Origin of the sequence: Blautia faecis (assembly GCF_020554845.1) — a bacterium.
Classification (GTDB): Bacteria; Bacillota; Clostridia; order Lachnospirales; family Lachnospiraceae; genus Blautia_A; species Blautia_A faecis.
In genome coordinates, this window is the sequence record NZ_JAJCIA010000011.1 from 48,321 (window position 1) to 66,861 (window position 18,541).

General features: G+C 43.4%; 13 protein-coding genes. 11 read left to right on the forward strand and 2 right to left on the reverse strand.

All coding sequences use genetic code 11. The annotated features are described in order from the left end of the window. Positions 1-7: 7 nt before the first annotated feature. The 4 genes from LIZ66_RS07455 (at position 8) to LIZ66_RS07470 (ending at position 4,492) form a co-directional block, all read left to right on the forward strand. The gene (locus LIZ66_RS07455) at positions 8-1,483 is read left to right on the forward strand and encodes a nicotinate phosphoribosyltransferase (protein ID WP_195408920.1); all 1,476 of its coding nucleotides are present in this window, start codon (positions 8-10) and stop codon (positions 1,481-1,483) included. A 91-nt stretch (positions 1,484-1,574) separates the two neighbouring features. After that, positions 1,575-2,165 carry a LytR/AlgR family response regulator transcription factor gene (locus LIZ66_RS07460; protein ID WP_195408919.1) on the forward strand — a complete coding sequence of 197 codons (591 nt, stop codon included), beginning with the start codon at positions 1,575-1,577 and terminating at the stop codon, positions 2,163-2,165. Then, positions 2,159-3,331: an ATP-binding protein gene (locus LIZ66_RS07465; RefSeq protein WP_195408918.1), complete on the forward strand. Its 1,173-nt coding sequence runs from the start codon at positions 2,159-2,161 to the stop codon at positions 3,329-3,331. The genes LIZ66_RS07460 and LIZ66_RS07465 overlap by 7 nt, the downstream gene beginning before the upstream one ends. 147 nt (positions 3,332-3,478) lie before the next feature. Beyond that, positions 3,479-4,492 (forward strand): glycoside hydrolase family 3 N-terminal domain-containing protein, encoded by a 1,014-nt coding sequence (locus LIZ66_RS07470; protein ID WP_226837849.1) that lies wholly within the window; start codon positions 3,479-3,481, stop codon positions 4,490-4,492. Between the two features lie 103 nt (positions 4,493-4,595). Here LIZ66_RS07470 and LIZ66_RS07475 read toward each other — a convergent pair whose 3' ends face one another. Further along, positions 4,596-5,405 (reverse strand): zinc metallopeptidase, encoded by an 810-nt coding sequence (locus LIZ66_RS07475; RefSeq protein ID WP_195408917.1) that lies wholly within the window; start codon positions 5,403-5,405, stop codon positions 4,596-4,598. Positions 5,406-5,408: 3 nt separating this feature from the next. After that, a complete protein-coding gene (locus LIZ66_RS07480; protein ID WP_226837850.1) occupies positions 5,409-6,275 on the reverse strand; it encodes a hypothetical protein in 867 nt (288 codons plus the stop codon). A 231-nt stretch (positions 6,276-6,506) separates the two neighbouring features. Between LIZ66_RS07480 and LIZ66_RS07485 the strand changes: the two genes are divergently transcribed. The 7 genes from LIZ66_RS07485 to LIZ66_RS07515 all read left to right on the forward strand — a co-directional run bounded on the left by LIZ66_RS07485 (position 6,507) and on the right by LIZ66_RS07515 (position 18,540). Beyond that, positions 6,507-7,838, forward strand: a complete 1,332-nt coding sequence (locus LIZ66_RS07485; RefSeq protein WP_227200799.1) for a sensor histidine kinase — start codon at positions 6,507-6,509, stop codon at positions 7,836-7,838. Between the two features lie 13 nt (positions 7,839-7,851). After that, a complete protein-coding gene (locus LIZ66_RS07490) occupies positions 7,852-8,565 on the forward strand; it encodes a LytR/AlgR family response regulator transcription factor (RefSeq protein WP_195408914.1) in 714 nt (237 codons plus the stop codon). 156 nt (positions 8,566-8,721) lie between these two features. Next, entirely contained in the window at positions 8,722-9,927 is a 1,206-nt protein-coding gene (locus tag LIZ66_RS07495; protein WP_195408913.1) for a HipA domain-containing protein, read from the forward strand. Beyond that, complete coding sequence (locus LIZ66_RS07500; protein ID WP_195408912.1) at positions 9,921-10,250, forward strand: hypothetical protein; 330 nt, start codon at positions 9,921-9,923, stop codon at positions 10,248-10,250. The genes LIZ66_RS07495 and LIZ66_RS07500 overlap by 7 nt, the downstream gene beginning before the upstream one ends. A 197-nt stretch (positions 10,251-10,447) precedes the next feature. Further along, entirely contained in the window at positions 10,448-15,322 is a 4,875-nt protein-coding gene (locus tag LIZ66_RS07505; protein ID WP_227200800.1) for a leucine-rich repeat protein, read from the forward strand. Positions 15,323-15,553: 231 nt separating this feature from the next. Further along, complete coding sequence (locus LIZ66_RS07510; protein WP_173736163.1) at positions 15,554-17,020, forward strand: glycoside hydrolase family 32 protein; 1,467 nt, start codon at positions 15,554-15,556, stop codon at positions 17,018-17,020. A gap of 113 nt (positions 17,021-17,133) precedes the next feature. After that, complete coding sequence (locus tag LIZ66_RS07515; RefSeq protein WP_227200801.1) at positions 17,134-18,540, forward strand: MATE family efflux transporter; 1,407 nt, start codon at positions 17,134-17,136, stop codon at positions 18,538-18,540. Position 18,541: the final 1 nt, after the last annotated feature.

The following is an 18,541-nucleotide window of genomic DNA, read 5'->3' on the forward strand; positions in this document are numbered from 1 at the left end:
AATAAACATGAGAGCAAATAACCTGACTCTGCTCACGGATCTCTATGAACTTACCATGATGCAGGGGTATTTTAAGAACCCAACTGACCAGACTGTCGTATTCGACATGTTTTACCGTGATAACCCATGCGGAGGCGGTTTTGCTATCTGTGCAGGACTGGAGCAGGTAATTGAATATATTGAGAATCTGAGATTTACAGACGCAGATATTGAGTATCTGCGCAGCCTTTCCATATTTGAAGAGGATTTCCTGGAATATCTCAGTTCTTTCCATTTCACCGGAGATATTTATGCCATCCCGGAGGGGACTGTTATTTTCCCAAGAGAGCCAATGGTGAAAGTGGTAGCACCGATTATGGAAGCTCAGCTTGTGGAAACTGCGATTTTGAACATTATGAACCATCAGAGCCTGATCGCTACTAAGGCGGCCCGTGTCTGCTATGCAGCGAAGGGAGATGGAATCATGGAGTTCGGTCTTCGTCGTGCCCAGGGACCGGATGCCGGTATTTTTGGAGCTCGTGCAGCTGTGATCGGTGGTTGTGTCGGAACCTCCTGTGTGCTGACCGGTCAGATGTTTGACGTGCCGGTACTTGGAACCCATGCACATTCCTGGATCATGAGCTTCCCGGATGAGTATACTGCGTTTAAGACATATGCAAGAATGTATCCTGAGGCATGCATCCTTCTGGTAGATACTTATGATGTGCTGAAATCTGGTGTTCCCAATGCAATCCGCGTATTTGAGGAAATGCGTGAGGAGGGAATCCAGCTGAAAAAATATGGTATCCGTATTGACAGCGGTGACCTTGCTTATCTTTCCAAGGAAGCATATAAGATGCTGGCTGCAGCCGGATTTGATGACGCTACCATTTCCGCTTCCAGTGACCTTGATGAGTATCTCATCGAGAGCCTGAAAGCACAGGATGCTAAGATTAATTCCTGGGGCGTTGGAACACGTCTGATCACTTCCAATGATAATCCGGCATTTGGTGGTGTATACAAGCTGGCGGCAGTGAAAAATCCTGAGACAGGTGAATTTGTTCCGAAGATCAAGCTTTCTGAGAACACAGCTAAGGTAACAAACCCTGGAAATAAGACAGTATATCGTATTTACAGCAAGTCCACAGGCAAGATTAAAGCTGATTTGATCTGTCTTGCTGACGAGAAGCTGAACCCAGATGAAACTATGGTAGTATTTGACCCGGTTGACACCTGGAAGAAGACCAAGATCCTGGGTGGTACCTATGAGGTTCGTGAACTTCTGGTTCCAGTTATTAAAGAAGGAAAACGTGTCTACACATCTCCATCCGTCATGGAGCTTCGCGCAATCTGCCAGCAGGAGCAGAGCACTCTCTGGGATGAGTCCAGACGATTCTCCAACCCGCAGAAGGTTTACGTGGATCTTTCCCCGAAGCTTTATCAGGTGAAAAAAGAGCTGATCGAGGAGATGAGCCGTAAGGATCTGGAGTTTGAGGAAGAATAAATTAGTAAGAACAACAAAATATAAATAAAGCGGCATACCCTCTATCGTTTTGTTAGAGGGTAGTGTTGTTTCTTGATATGGGAAGGTTTTTATGGAAAAGAGTTTAAGAGTAGCAATCGTGGATGATCTCACCGAGGACTCCCAGCGGCTGGCGGATTATCTGGAGCAGTTCCAGAGGGAGCACAATATGGAGATCAAAATGGACGTGTACAACGCCAGCTTTGAATTTCTGGAAAAATATCACGGCAACTACGATGTTATTTTTCTGGATATCGAGATGCCGGGAAGCGACGGCCTGGAGGTTGCCAGAGAAATCCGAACCAAGGATGAAGCTGTTGGAATCATCTTTGTCACCGGAATGGCGAAATATGCAGTGGAGGGCTATGCCGTCCACGCCATTGATTTCATTGTAAAGCCTGTGGGCTATTACAATTTTGCGGTAAAACTGGAAAAAGCCATCCAGTTTTTCCGGAAACGTCAGACCAAGGAAATTCTGATCAACGGGAAAGATGGAATCCACCGCATTGCAGCAGCCTATGTGTATTATATAGAAAAGTCCAGGGATGACCTGCTGTTTCACACGGTGCAGGGGGATTTCCAGATGCGGGGCAGTATTTTCCGCTGCGTGCGGCGGCGGTACTGGTACAGCTGCTTTTGTCCTGGGGATGGTGCAGATTGCTGACGCCTTATGGCAATGAAACGTTTATGCTGCCCTATGTGTTTGTTTATATAGGATATGCGCTGGCTGTGGGGCTGGCAATCTGGCTGGCTTTTGACGCGGCGTGGCTGGAAATTGTGTTTGTTGTAGCGGCAGGTTATGCTACCGAGCATATGTGTTTCGCGTTGTCCAGAATGGGACTTTATCTGCTGAATCTTCCATATGAAACTTCGCCGGAGCATCTGGGACATGCGCTGGTCACCAGATTCGGTATTTTCCCGCTGGCAGCTCTGGCAATTTATTTCCTGGCGGTAAAAGGAAACAAAAAGAAAACGGAATTTGGCAATGGGGATCTGCGGATCGCAGCACTGGCAGCCATACTTATGTTAACTGCCATCACCATAAGCGTGTACTGGTCTTATGACCATAGCCTGGATGGAACGAAAATTGGAGGAATGATCTGCCCGGCTTACAGTTTCATTTGCAGTGCCTTTGTTCTGGTTCTGTTTTACCGGGTACTTTGGGAAAACAGCATGAAGCGTGAGCATGAAAAAATGGAGGAAATGCTGCGGATGGCGGATATTCAGCAGAAGAGCTCCAAGGAGGCCATTGACATTATCAACATCAAATGCCACGACCTGAAGCACCAGCTCCGCGCCCTGGAGCGGGTGGAGGATGAGGAAACCAGGTCTGGTTATCTGAAAGAGATTACAGGAGCCATCTCCATTTACGATGCCACTTACAATACAGGCTGCCGCCCGCTGGACTATGTGTTGAGGGAAAAATCCCTTCTGTTCAATGAATACCAGGTGGAATTCAGCTGTATGGCAGAGGGAGAGTGCATTGATTTCATGACTGCAGCAGATGTGTATGCGCTGTTTGGAAATGCGCTGGACAATGCATTGGAGTGCGTGCAGGAGGAAAAAGAGGAAGAGCGGTTTATCAGCCTTCATCTTACAAGACGGGGCGAGATGGTGATCGTGCATGTGGAGAACCGCTGCAGCCGGGAAGTCCAGTTTCAGGACGGGCTCCCGGTTACCCATAAAAAAGATAAAACCCGCCATGGTTTTGGCGTGAGAAGCATTGTGTATATTGCGGAAAAATATGATGGACAGGTGTTTATGAAGGCGGAGGACGGGAAGTATCTGCTGGATATTATGTTTTCGAGAAGTTCTCAGATTAGTAATTAGAGGGTGCCCTTAATCATTCCTGCAATTTGCATATTCTAATAAGGAGACAGTCAGCATTTGAAGAACTCATAAGTGCTGGCTGTTTTTTTCGCAAAATAAGCCAAAATCTGTATTGGTACGAGCGTTTGGCAATTGACGAGTCTGTTTGTGAATTTTGCAATGTGGGAGGACCTTCTGGATCAGCTTTCCGTGGATGATATGATCAACATGGTAAACCTTGGCGGTTTCCAAACGGTTGGCGTTGATTCTATTGGAAAAGTTGGCACACAGGATTCCGACGGTACTTCCGGACTGAATGACTGGTACATTGGTGTTTATGGTACTGCTTATCCCACCGAGCTTCTGATCGCACAGACCTGGAATAAGGAGCTGGCGGAAAAAGTTGGTGAGGCTGAGGGTGCTGAGTATGCGGACTGCCGTATTTTCGGAACCTATTCCCCGGCTATGAATATTCACAGAAGTGCATTTACCGGACGTAACTTTGAGTACTATTCTGAGGACGGTGTTCTTGGCGGTATGATCGCACTGAATACCATCAACGGACTTTCCACAAAGGGTGTTTATCCGTATATCAAGCATTTCGTAATGAACGATCAGGAAACAAACCGTTGTACTATGCTCCTCACCTACTCTGATGAGCAGGCGATCCGTGAGATTTACCTGAAACCTTTCGAAATCTGTGTAAAGAATTTTGAAGGACAGTCACTGGCAGTTATGAGCTCCTTCAACTTCGTTGGAGACAGATGGACCGGCGCAAACCCGAACCTTCTGAACAATGTTCTCCGTGACGAGTGGGGCTTCCGTGGAATGGTTCTTACTGACTGGAACGGTTCCTATGGCTATCAGAATACAGATGATGCGGTAAGAAACGGCAATGACGCAATGCTTGGCTTTGCAAGCAAAGAGTCCAACAAGATCACTAATACTTCCTCCGCAACTCTGGTAAAAGCGATGCGCCAGGCTTGCAAGAATATTCTGTACACTACCGTAAACAGCGGCAACTACACCGTTCCGGATCCAGACGCAGGCAAAATGTCCAACATGACAAAACTGTTCCTGGAGATCGACATTACAAGTGGTGTGGTACTGGTAGCTGTGATGGCGATTGTGCTGGTGAGATTCTTTAAGAAGAGAAAGAAGAATGTGGCTGAAGAGGCGTAAATCATAAAAGGGCACTGGCAGATGTGTGTAAAATCACATCTGCCAGTGCCTTTTGGGTTTACGCTGAAGCTGCTGATATTTCTCCGGAGCCAAGCAAAGTAACTCAGTCTTTCGACGGAAGACTGCTCTCAAAGTATGCGATGATCTGAAGAACTCTGTAAACCAGCTCCAAAAGAGCAATAATCATATTGTTTATATATTCAATGTTGTAAAGCTGGAAAAGTTTTTTACTCATTTCGATTTCTTCAGCTGTCGCAAGATGTTCTTTTTTCATTATCTTCAGAGTCATTTCCTGGGCTTTTTTCTCGGTTTTCAGCACTTTAACAGACATGACAAAGGAAATAATGTAAATAATAAGACCAAGGAGAGTAAAAAACATTAATCCCAGACCAGTTACATTTCTGAAAACAAAAAGGTCAAGCAGAAGTCCGATGAGTATCAGTGGTATGAAAGCCAGTGGTCCGAAATAAATGACAGGAGTCATCCGGATTCTTGCTGCCATGTCTGGATCCCCCTCTTTGTCAAGAATGGCAAGGGAAGCCTTCTGCACAGCTATTGAAAGAGAAGTTATGCTGTCCTTTTTCCAGGTAAGTCTTCTGAGACGTACTTTCTTGAAAAAGTGGCTGTAGCTGTTTCCAAACAGGATGGAGCCGTTTTTGGAAACTTTAATGTGCTCTAGCTCGTTATTGTCAAGAACCAGTCGTGCTGCTTCTTCGCCGTTTTTTCCGCAGGTGTTTTTCGTGCGGTTGTATTTGGCGTATGCAATAGCGAGGTAGATGGATACAAAAAGGGAAAAAAAGGACGCAACGACCAGGAGCCCCACAATGATCGCCATTGTTACAACAATCTGATCTGAAACATTGTTCATATTGATGTCTGTAAGTTCAGTTAATAAGTCTCTTATATTTTGCATCTTCTACTTTCCCTTTGCCATATATAATGTAGCGTCTGCATTGCGGTCTATAGGGGATTCTTCTTCCTTGGTACAAGCCCGGTCTGTAAAGATGCCATCATAACCTTCTGGTAAGTAAATAACTACGCCATCCCCTTTGGGTACCTGTACGGAAAAGGTCTCTTCGTTTTCAGTATCCGGATCTGTTGTGAGGGTTACCTGGCGAAGATTCTCTATGGCTGTGCTGTGTTCGTACATTGTCTGTGCCAGCTCTGGTCTTTCCACATCATATTCAATAGTAGCAGTTACATAGGGACGTGTTGAGCCGTCCGGTGCGACTAAGGTTTCATCAAGGGACAGAAGTGTGAAGGTTTCTGCATCCAGAACGTAGTCAGTGATAAAATACTCGCCTTCGTTATAGGGGAAGCCTTCTCCTGTTACCTGTTTTTCGGTATCTTCCGGGGAAGCATCGCTGGAGACGTAAATTTTGCCATCTTTTTCTTCACAGCTTGTTATGGTTTCAGCGGCGCTCGAGGAAAAAATCACATTATCCGTTGCGGGATATGCTACAGGATCCTGTAAAATGTACAAGATTCCGCTAAGGGAATCCTCTTCAGAAAGATAGTTCAGTTGTCCATCCAGATACAGTTCAGTGCTGTCGGGATATGAGACTAACAGCAGATCCTTGTCCACATACTGCGAATAGGTAAAGTCATCGTCAACATAGACCGAAGTAATCTGAAAAGAAGAATGGTTTTTCAGCAGCTGTTCTGTCTGCGTCGCCGTATCGATTTCTTCAAGCGTGACGGTTTCCCCGCTGGTCCAGCCAGCAAGCATCAGGCCTCCTGTAATTAGTCCCATTCCTAAAAGTATTGAGTGAATTTTTTTCATGTTGTTATCCTCCTTAAATTTAAAATTTACATTGTAAAAAACAGCGCCCTTGTCTTTATATCTATGCTATTTGAAATTGATTTTATTGTCTATATTTTTGCGTGAGTGGACAAAATACGGCGCAAAAAGACATGGGGGAAATTTGATTTCAACATCTATAAATGATATACTTTTTATCAAGTATTCGGAGCTGTTTTTCTTTGATTTTGACATGTCAGAAGGGGGCTTTTTATGATAGCATTGCGTTATTTCTGCGGCTTTTTTCTTCAGATTTTTCCATATGCGTTTTTCTGTATGTTTCCATTCCGGGACCGTTTTCGGGGAAGCAGGAAAAGGGCTGTGTTTATTGCACTTTCTATTTTCGCCTTGATGGTTATCCCGTTTTGCACTGTGGCGCAGCTGAATGTGGGCGGTGCTTATAAAGAAACTATCTGGAATATTATTTTTTATATTGCATTGCTGTTGTTCGGGGTGATGTACTGTCTGGTGGTTCGGGCGAAAATACCCGAGAAATTGTTTATATTTTTTGTGGTTATGAGTTACGGATTTTTTGTCACAAGTTCGGTGACTTTTTTGTTTCGCAGCTTTAAATTTGAATCAGATGATTTTATGTATCCGCCAGTTGCCCTTGCTTTAACGCTTGGAATCAATCTGGTTCTGGCAAAGCCTTTTCTCTTGCTGATGGAAAGGATTCGTGTTATGATCGAAATAGATCTGGAAACACGTATCTGGGGGATCCTTTGTTCACTTCCTGCATTGTTTATGCTGATCGCCAGCATTGCACAGTTTTTAACTACAATAGATATTGACCGGAATGTTATTGTCCATATGCTGTTCGTTCTTTTTGCTATATTTGCATTTATTGTGTATGGCGTGTTTTTTGGCGTTATGGGGTACATTTGCCGTAAAAAAGAGGAAGAGCGGGTTTCTGAGTGTATGCTGGAAGGATACCGGAAGCAGGCGGAAAACAACGAATATATCCTTGAAGCGCATCATGAGATCCGGCATCATATGAATGCTTTGTCCGCTTATCTTAAGGAAAGGGACTATATGGGAGCGGAGGAATATATTCACAAGTTTGCAGATGACGCAGGACAGCTTCCATTTGTTACATATACGGCGAATACGCTGGTTAATTCTATTCTTTCGGAGTTTTCCGAAAAGGCGAAGAGATGTAAGGTGAAAGTGGATTACAGCATTATTATCGGCAGTCAATTGAATATGGAAGATATTGATCTGTGCCGGATGCTGAACAATATATTGGAAAATGCAGTAGAGGGATGCAAAAAGGTTTCAGGCGAACGGCGGTTTATCAGGCTGAATCTTCATTCAAAAGAGAACTTTCTGTTTGTGAAATGTGAGAATGGCTGTGATGAGGGAAGCCTGAGAGTTGCAAATGGAAAGTATAGATCTACGAAGCGTGATATTAGCAAACATGGCTATGGTCTTAAGATCATGGGAGAGATTGTGGAAAAATATAATGGCATTCTCAGCGTGCAGGTTCACAATGGCCTCTTTTCTGTAACAACAACTCTTTGCCTTGATGAAAAAAACGAAGAATAGGAGAATTTTTATTATGTACCGTATCGCGGTCTGCGAGGATGAACCGATTTTTTTAAAATATATTTCAGAAATGACAGTTGACATTTTATCATCCATAGGAGAATCCTGTGAAATCTGGAAGTATACTTCCGCTTTGGGATTGGAGAGTGCGTTGCAGGAGGATTCTGGTGCTTATGATATTCTGATCCTTGATATTATGCTTGGGGAGATTAACGGAGTCAGTTTTATGGAATATCTTCGGGATCACGGAAACTGTGTTCCTGTCATATTTATTTCAAGCAGCGAAAAATTTGTATTTGATGCATATTCCGCTGAGCCGGTTGGCTATATTCTGAAACCGGTCAGCAGGCAAAAGCTGGCAGAAGCCCTGAACCGAGCAATTCGGCATCTGACACCAAAATCGATCGTGGTAGATACTCCATCTGCTACGGTGTCATTTCATATTCGGGATATTACGTTTATTGAGGTAATTAATAAAGAGCTGTTGATCCATCTCCAGGACGGAACTGTCACGAGAATCTATAAAACCCTTTCTTCTATGAAAGAAATCTTGCCTAAGGATATATTTGTACAGTGTCACAGATGCTATATCGTTTCCCTATATGCAGTCCGCTCCATCAAACGCTTCGAGATCACCCTGAAAAACCACGAAACCATTCCGGTCAGCAAGTACAGTTATAAAGAGGTACAGGAACAATTGCAGCAGTATGCGGCGAAATGGTTTTGAGGGGAAAAGTTTAGAGGTTTTTTAAAGATGTTCTAGCGTAAAGGACTAATAATCAGCAGTAAAACCCACTTGAGTCCCCAAAAGTTCCATGGTATCATTAATTTTAGCAAAATTAGTTGATATCATGGGACTTTTTATTTAGGGAGCGTGTAAACTATGGGCAGAGACGAAATATATATATTGAAACATAAGGATTTAGATGTTGCGATGGTGAAAATAAATCCTTTTTCGGGAAGGATCGAATATGTCCTTGAAGTGTACATGCCAGAGGAATTGCCAGTAGGATGTGCGGAGGAGGGATCCGGGCTTGCCCAGTGGTGGAATATGCGTGCTGTTCCGGATACAAGAAAAGGAATTCAGCAGCAGCTTAAACTATTGGGGGAAGAGACAAGCCAGTCCCTTATGCTGGCGGCGTACGGTCTGAGTTTGACGGATCATTATTGGATGCAGCCTGTTTCGAAGGAATTATACTGGAAGAACATAAATTTCTTTGAAAATGAATTCTCCGATGAACTTGGAAATTTACTGACCGATACAGGCAAGATTGATGTGGAAGGTCATATTTCCTGCTTTTCCCCGGCGTCTTCTGTAAATGGCGAGATGAAAAAGAAATGGGTGATTCGAGATCATACCCGTTTTCTTATGAAGATTAATACAAATAATTATGGGCAGCAGGCTGTAAACGAGAAAATTGCGTGCAGACTCCATGAAAGACTGGGCTGGAAGAACTATGTTCCATATGAAATTGAGATGACACGGATTGATGGGCTGCAGGTTCCAGGCAGTTTAACACCGTTATTTACTTCTCTTGATACGGAATTGGTTTCTGCATATCAGCTGATAAAAGACTATAAAATTCCAAACGACCAGTCTGAATATGAGGCAATTATCAATGTGGCAGTAAAAAATGGAATGGAAGAATTGGAAGTAAGAGCGCAGCTGGAATATATGATTTTAACGGATTTTGTGTTGAGCAATACGGACAGACATTATAATAATTTTGGATTTTTGTATAGCAGCAAAGCGCATAAGCTGATAAAAATGGCTCCGATCTATGATACTGGAAACTGTCTTTTTTATGATAAAGATTTAATACCTGTGAAATCTGGCTTGCTGGAGATCAGAGTAAATTCTTTTTGTAAAAAAGAGGCGGATATGCTTGCTTATGTGAAAAATAGAGAGCGTATTGAGCTGTCAAGGCTTAACGGATTTCCAGAAGAAGTGAAAACGCTGCTTATGTCATATACAAAAATGCCAGAAGAAAGAGCGGACAGGATTGCAGAGACTGTGGAGAAAAAGATAGAGTATCTTCGGCTTTTTCAAAGTGGTAAGAAAATCTGGAAAAGAGAAAAATATTGGTAGAAGCATGTGATTTTCTGGAGGTGAAAACTGATTTGCTGAATATGCGTGTGCAGGGAAATAAATTATATATAGGTGAGGCTCCGGTGCTGGTTGTGGATATGCAGACGCAGGAGAACTATGTTCATTATGAGCAGGAAGATATTCCTTTCAAAAAAGAAGTTAAACTGAGCCCGGATCTTTTGCAGGGAAAGCGGCAAAAGGTGTTGAATACCGCATTGAATTATTATTACCAGACCGCATGTGAAATTGCGGAAGAGACGCGGTTTGCCAGGGAATATGGGAAAAGAGCGAACCGGACGAAAGTGGTGAAAACGGAAAAATAATTTATAAGTATGAATGAGTGACGCATCATTTGAAGTGGTGTGTCACTTTTTTTGTGAGTAACGAGCTGAAGCTTTTGCTGGCGAGAGAATTTAGCAATTGTGTTGTTGAAATTAGCCGAAAAAGTGTACAAAAAAACATAGTGTATGGTTAGAAAAAATGGTAAACTGTAGAAAAGAAATTTTTACAGGAGGCGTGTATGAAAAGGAAGAGATCCATTGGGCTTTCGGTGGGGATTTGTCTTCTGCTTCTTGGGTTATTCAGCAATATAAGCGTTTTTGCGGCAGTAACAGAAGGGAAAGCAGGGGAGACTCTTACCGGGGAGTATGCAGTTATTGTGAATACGGATCCCGAGGTGGCACATAATACTGGAACGCTGGTGTTTGATGATGGCGCAGATGGGACTGCGCCGTATACGGCAGGGAGCGTGGGAGCTTCTAACAGTTTGGGCAGCGTAAATGTGGCGGGCGGAAGCACGAATTCCGCGATCGCTTTGCAGTCAGCCACCACCTACACCATAGGACAGGAAAAATATATGGGCACCACATATTCCCAAAAGACTTATGTCTGCATTGGGATAGGGGAGCATTGTTACATCTGGATGGAAAAAAACATGAAATCAGATTATGACAGTGCCGGAAAAACCGCGGTTATAGCAGCTGATATGGCAAGTGTTTATGATGGGCAGCCATATCGCATTCTGAATCAGCTGGCCGGCGGGGAGATACCATGTCTGGATGGTTCGGGCAAATTGTCAATTTTGCTTGAAACACTGAGCAGTGCCAGTGGAATGTATATGTATGAGACTGATGTGACGGCGATTCATATTAACATTCCGGCTGCATCCTCTTATGTGACAGGAGAAATGTCCAGAAGAAACGGTCTGTTGGTTCATGAGGGACAGCATGCAGTGCTTGCCTTGAAGACTAATTTTTCCAGTTCAGGAAAATATATGTGGCTGAATGAGGGACTTGCAGTTACAGTAATGGACTATCTGTGGGGAGGTATAGACAGCAGCGGCTGGTTAAATGGAATTGCAGAGAATGCAGCAATCCGCAGAGGCTCATCCCTGATTTATCAGTCTTACAGAGATGACACGGCAAGGGACTATGGTTTGCCATATCTGTTTGTCAGATACGTGATCGACAGGATGGCCAGAGGCTATGATCCTATGTCTGTACTTCCACGTTTTTATCAGATAAATGCTTCTGATTTAAACTGTGAGGAATATCTGGAAAAGGTTACAGGGGTGGCTTTTAAAACACTTCTTACAGATTTTTATACAGCAATAGCCGCTGGTGAAACATCTGGCGCTTACGGTTTTTACGGAGACAGGGTGGCAGCACAGAAAGCAGCGACTTATCCTGTTTTTGTAGGAAATAGTGGCGCAAAATATTCCCTAGAACCTGCTGCAGCTATTATTATAAAGCTGAAAGATGGTAAATTTACAGTTCCGTCTGATGGTGATTCCAATATTATTTATCGTGTGATCGGAAACCGGAACGCTGCTGTTTCTCCGGCAGGAGGAAATGGAACGGCGGAGAATCCATATGAGATAGACTCCCTGGAAGATTTGAATATGATTTCAGACCATGCAGGTGCACATTACTGTCTTACAAAAGATATTCAGATTAATGGAAAAATAAATTTTTCTGTAAATTATTTTGGAGGGGTTCTGGACGGAAATGGGCATACTATCAGCGGTTTGAAAAAGCCGCTGATAGTTCAAAATGGAGGAACTGTTAAGAATTTGCGTATAGAAGCAGCTTTTGATGATGACAGCCAGAATGCCCAGGGCGTTTTTGCCCAATATAACACTGGGAAAATTCAGGAATGTACGGTATCCGGGACTGTGACCGGTCATATGGGCGGTCAGGGCCTCCAGGAATTTCCCAAATTTGGTGGTATTGCGGGAGAAAATTCTGGTACCATCAGTGGATGTTCATCAAGATTAAATATGAATCTGTCTATGCCGGCGATGAAAAGCTGGGCAGGCGGTATTGTGGGATTGAATAAAGGCTGTGTTGAGAAATGTGTCAGCAGTGGAAAAATAACGGTTACGCAGGCGGAGGATGCCGGGCAGCTGTATGTGGGCGGCATTGCAGGAGGAACAGAACGGACAACATTAGGAAACAGCAGTATAAAGGTTTGCGTTCATACCGGTATACTTCGGGTAAGTGGTAAAAATAAGAATGTCGGTCAGATTTGTGGTCAGATGACCTCTTCTGTGATTTCTGATTGTTATGGAAAGGATTCTCAGGGAGAACTGATTGGCTCCACCGCAGCTACGGAATCAAATGGAAAGCTTCTTACGGAAAATCAGCTGAAAGATTCCGCTTCTTATACGAATTGGAAGTTTGGAAGTGAGTGGAAAATTTCTGAGGACGGGATTCCGGCAAGGATGGAAGCTTCAGACATTACGTCTGTTTCTGCATATTTATATAGTTCTTCTTATTGTATTGGGGAGCGTCCGTATAGCTGGGGAATTCTTTATATTAATGGTCAGCCTGGTGGAATTGATATTACAGATGATATGATCAGTGGTTTTGATAACACAACAGCAGGTACGAAAACCATAAACATTGTATATAAAGGAAAAACCACCAGTTGTTCGATAACGATTACGGAGCCGGACAGCAGCAAAATAACAAAGGTTCAGATATCAAGGGCTCCAAAGACAAATTACACGGAGGGGGAGCTATTTGATCCTTCAGGAATGAGTTTGTATATTTCTTATTCTGCATATTCCGGGGCATGGGTTTACAGTGATTTTTCCTATGATAAAACAGAGCCTCTGACAACTGCTGACACGGCTGTAACATTTGATTATCATGGCTTTAAAGTACAGCAAAAGATTACAGTTACAGCGAAAAAACCCAGTAAGCTTAGCGTAATTACAGCACCGGATAAAACGGATTATAGTGTGGGAGATAAGCTGGATCTGTCTGGTCTGAGGCTTCGTCTGACCTATAATAATGGCAATAAGTCACCGGCATTCACTGCTGATCAGCTGGAGCAATATGGTGTGAAAATCGCACTTGGAAATGATGGTAAAGTGACACCGGTTTCTGCTGAAAAAATATTCACAGCAGATGATAATGGGCAGACACTTTTGTTTTATGCGACGGATGCACTTCCGGGAACTTATGGAACTGTGACAGCAGTTTCAGAAACAATCCATGTGGCTGTGCCGCTATCAATTTCGGGAGTAAATCTTCATTTGTCTGCAGGAAAAACTGAGACACAGTATATTGATTCAGGAGTGATCACAGGCGGAAGCGGGCAGTATAAAACTGTTGTGATCAGCGAGAATCTTCCAGCTGGTCTGGAGAGAACCCATTTACCCGGACTCTCTTATACGTTTTCCTATAGTGGAATTGTTACTGCACCAGCCGGGACTTATGTGTGTGAATATCAGGTGCAGGATGTACAGACAAGGGCAATTTTGCCTGTAACAATCACAATTTATGTGCAGAATTCAAATGAAGCAGCTTTTACAAGCTTTAATCTTTATAAACTGCAGAATACCGTTCTGGAAAAAGATGTAATAGGTAAGATTGATAATGAAGCAAGGACAATTACTCTCTTGCTTCCAAAAGGGACAGATGTTAGCAGACTGACTCCGAATATGGACTATGGAGCAGGTTCGGGAGCAGCTTTGGATTGGGCTTTTGCCAATGGCACGTCGCATGATTTTTCCAATCCGGTAGAATATGTTCTGACAGCTCCGGATGGAGTGACGAAGATAACTTATACTGTTACCGTAGTATTTTATGATGATAGTCAAGGCGGTTCGGAAGAGACTCCTCATATACATACCTGGGATACCGGAGCTGTTACAAAGAAACCCACTTGTACAGAAGATGGACTAAAGACCTATACCTGTACAGGGTGCAAAGAGATAAGACTGGAAAGCATTGAGAAAACTGGGCATATCACGGTGATAGACGAAGCTGTAGCTGTGGGATGCGAGAGCGCAGGTAAAACAGCGGGAAGTCATTGCAGTGTTTGTGGGGCAGTGTTACAGGAGCAGAAGGTTATAGTGGCAACCGGGCATGCCTGGGATGCCGGAGCTGTTACATTAAAGCCGACGGTTGAGAATGCAGGGATTCGAACCTTTAGCTGTACGGTGTGTGGGAAAACAAAGAACGAAAGTATTCCGATGCTGGAGCCAACGACGACACCAACGCCAGTACCGACAGCAACGCCAACGAATACGCCGGTGCCGACGGCGACACCGACGAACACACCGGTACCAACGGCAACGCCAACAAACACGCCAGTACCAACGGCAACGCCAACAAACACACCAATACCAACGGCAACGCCAACGAATACGCCAGTGCCAACGGCAACGCCAACAAATACACCGGTGCCAACGGCAACGCCGACGAACACACCAGTGCCGACAAACACACCGATACCAACGGCAACGCCAACGAACACGCCAGTACCAACGGCAACGCCGACGAACACACCAGTGCCGACAAACACACCAGTGCCGACAAACACACCAGTGCCGACAAACACACCAGTACCAACGAACACACCTGCGCCGACTGGATATAAAGTGGGGACAACAGTGAAACATCCGGCGACAAACGGATATTATAAAGTTACCGCCACCGACACGGTAGAATATATAAAACCGATAAAGAAAAAAGTAAGCACTGTCACAATTCCAGACAGCGTAAACCTAAAGGGCGCGAATTACAAAGTAACCTCAATAGCCTCCAAAGCATTCAAGAGCAATAAATACCTGAAAAAGGCTATCATAGGAAACAATGTAATCCAGATTAAGAGCTATGCCTTTTATAAGTGCACGAAACTCTCTTACGTACAAATTGGCGGTTCAGTAAAAGCGATCGGAAAACAAAGCTTTTATAGCTGCAAAAAGTTAAACGAAATGAGAAGCTACACCTCCCGCCTGAAAGCCAAATACGTAGGCTCCAATGCCTTCAAAGGCACTCCATCCAGGATGAAAGTTTACGTCCCAAGGAAAAAGGCAAAGAGCTACAAAACGGTTTTTGTAAAACGAGGCATAAGCAAAAAGATTGTAATAAAGAAGATGTAATATTTGTTTGTGTTATGGGGAGGTTTTCAAAGAAAGCTGGATCTTCAAACATCGAAAAAGCAATAGGCGGTTCAAATTAATGTAACAAGAGAATATATAAGGGACTGTAATAGATGCACGTTGCGTATGAAGTGACATTCATCTGTTATAGTCCCTTTTCTCTTGACATTTTTCCACGTAATGTGCAAAATAAACTCATAAAGTTCAAACAATTTCAGGAGAAATTATATCATGAGACAGGATTTTTTACACTTAAAAGCACCGGAAAACTGGATCAATGATCCAAATGGATTTATATATTTTAAAGGCAGATATCATCTTTTTTATCAGCATTTTCCCTATGCACCTATGTGGGGAACCATGTATTGGGGACATGCGGTAAGCGATGATCTGGTACATTGGAGCCATGAGAAAATAGCCCTGTTTCCAACAAAGGATTACGACCGAAACGGAGTTTTCTCTGGAAGTGCAGTGGAGAAAGATGGGAAAATGTACCTCTATTATACTGCAAATCGCTATCTGAAAGAACAGGATGAAAATATCCATGTGGCAGATGGAGAATACGAGGAAAGCCAGGTTATGATCATATCAGAAGACGGTTTTCACTTCGATAACTGGAATGGGAAAAAGCAGATCATTCCGGTAATCAGAGATGATGAAACTGCTGATTCCATGGATACCAGAGATCCGAAAGTATGGGAAGAAAATGGCGTTTATTATATGATTCTTGGCAGTACATACAAACATGAAATCGGCAGAGTAATTCTGTATTCCAGCAAGGACGGAGAAAACTGGAGCTATCTTTCCCAGTGCAGAATGAAGAATTACGGATATGTGATCGAGTGTCCGGATATGTTTGAGGTGGATGGACAACGTATATTTACAGGCTGTCCGGTGACTCCTGTCAGGTGTGGGGATAAGATAGAATATGAGGCTGTTTCCGGTTATTGTCTTGCCGATTTTGATACAGAAACCGGCAGGCTGGAGCTGGAGGATAACTACTCGCTGATTGATTACGGCGGTGACTTCTACGCCCAGCAGACCAATCTGGATAAGGATGGCAGAAGAGTTATGATTGGTTGGATCCGCATGCCAGAGGCTGTGACTGGAATGAAAAGTAGTAAAGCTGCTGTATTTTTTGAGCAAAATAGTGATAGAGAAGAAAATGAGAGAGAAAAAATCACACAGTCAACAGATAAAAATCATCTGAAAAAGAGTGATAAAAGTCAGTTGCTAACGGAAGAACGGGTAATTTGGAACGGTATGATGAGCCTGCCGCGTGTAGTAGAAATTGAGAATGGACAGGTTTGTTTTCGGGTTCATCCAAACGTGCGAAAGGGCCTTTCCAGATCACTTTCCAGCCAGGATGCCCTGCGCAGCAGTAACCCATTCTGCATAAAAACAACCCTCCAAAACGGCGACTGTCTGGACATCGGAGGATATCAGATCTCCATGAAAGGCAGAACAATATGTACTGACAGAACAAGAGTATTTCCTCACACAGACAGTAAAAAACTGCATTGCCAGATTCCGGATGCAGGTGAAAAAGCTGATTTGGAAATTTTCGTGGATCCTAATTTGATCGAGATTTTTGTCAATGATGGAGAGTATGTTCTGAGTAATGTAGTCTATGATCTGGGCGTAGAAATTAAGGGTAAAGTACAGAGGATTTTAACCTGGAATGATGAATTATGCTGAAATTAACCTCGAAAATAAAACAGAAAGAGTGTTATAAGCCTGAAAGAAAGTCATAAACTGGAAATGAAAATATGAAATAAAAATATCAAATAAAAAGAAAGCTGTGAAACAAAATGAAACGAATTGATTTTGAAAATGGTACGGTAACCAGAAACATTTTCAGCGCTGCAATCCCCATGCTGGTGGCACAGATACTCAGTCTTTTATATAATATTGTAGACAGAATCTATATCGCCAGAATCCCTGAAGTGGGAACTACAGCGCTTGGCGCAGTCGGTTTATGTTTCCCGTTAATCGTGATTATCACTGCCTTTGCAAATCTGTTTGGCAGTGGCGGCGCTCCTGTTTTTTCTATAAACAGAGGTATGAAAGACAACCAGAAAGCGCAGGAAGTGATGAACACTTCCTTTACTATGGTGTGCGGAAGCGGGATCATTCTGATGATAGCTGGTATGCTTTTTGCAAGACCTCTGCTGGTACTTTTTGGAGCATCTGAGGATGCTTTGGTTTATGCATATCCCTACATGATGATCTACCTGATCGGAACGATTCCATCCATGATCGCCACAGGAATGAACCCGTTTATCAATGCACAGGGATACGCGACAACTGGTATGTTTTCTGTAGCAATCGGTGCAGTTGCCAATCTGATCCTGGATCCATTATTCATTTTTGTGCTTGGTTTCGGAATCAAAGGAGCAGCCATTGCGACTGTTCTTTCCCAGTTCCTATCAGCTGCTTATGTACTTCTTTTTCTTGAAAAAAGAGCGGAAATGAAAGCTCGTCTTTTGAAAAAAACAGAGCTGAAAAGCTGCAAAGAGAATGCAAAAAACATTGTCAGTCTTGGTACTGCAGGCTTCATTATGCAGCTGACAAACAGTCTGGTAACTATCTGCTGCAACAATGTTCTGGGGGTTACCGGAGGGGATGTTTACATATCTGTTATGACTATCGTATCCAGTGTCCGTCAGATGGTAGAGACGCCGATTTATGCTATAAATGAAGGCACATCACCTATCCTGAGCTACAATTACGGGGCAAAAAGACCGAAGCTTGTCCGCAATGCAATGGTCACTCTGGCAGTAATGGTTCTGGTTTATACAGCAGTAATGTGGAGCGTGATTATCTTTGTCCCGGATTATCTGATTGCCATTTTCAGCTCCGATAAGCTCTTGATAAAGGATGCAGTTCCGGCATTGAAAACCTACTTTGCAGCCTTTATTTTTATGGATCTGCAATACATTGGACAGACTGTTTTCAAGTCTTTAAATAAGAAAAAACAGGCCATTTTCTTCTCGCTTTTGAGAAAAGTTTTTATTGTAGTTCCGTTGACATACCTGCTTCCCTACGTGTTTAAAATGGGAACTCACGGAGTATTCCTGGCAGAGCCGGTATCTAATGTAATTGGCGGAAGCCTTTGTTTTGTTACAATGCTGCTGACTATATTGCCGGAGTTAAAGAGGATGGAGAAGAAAAACGGAGAGGCGGACCGTCCCATGGAGTACTTTAAAACGAGGTAAA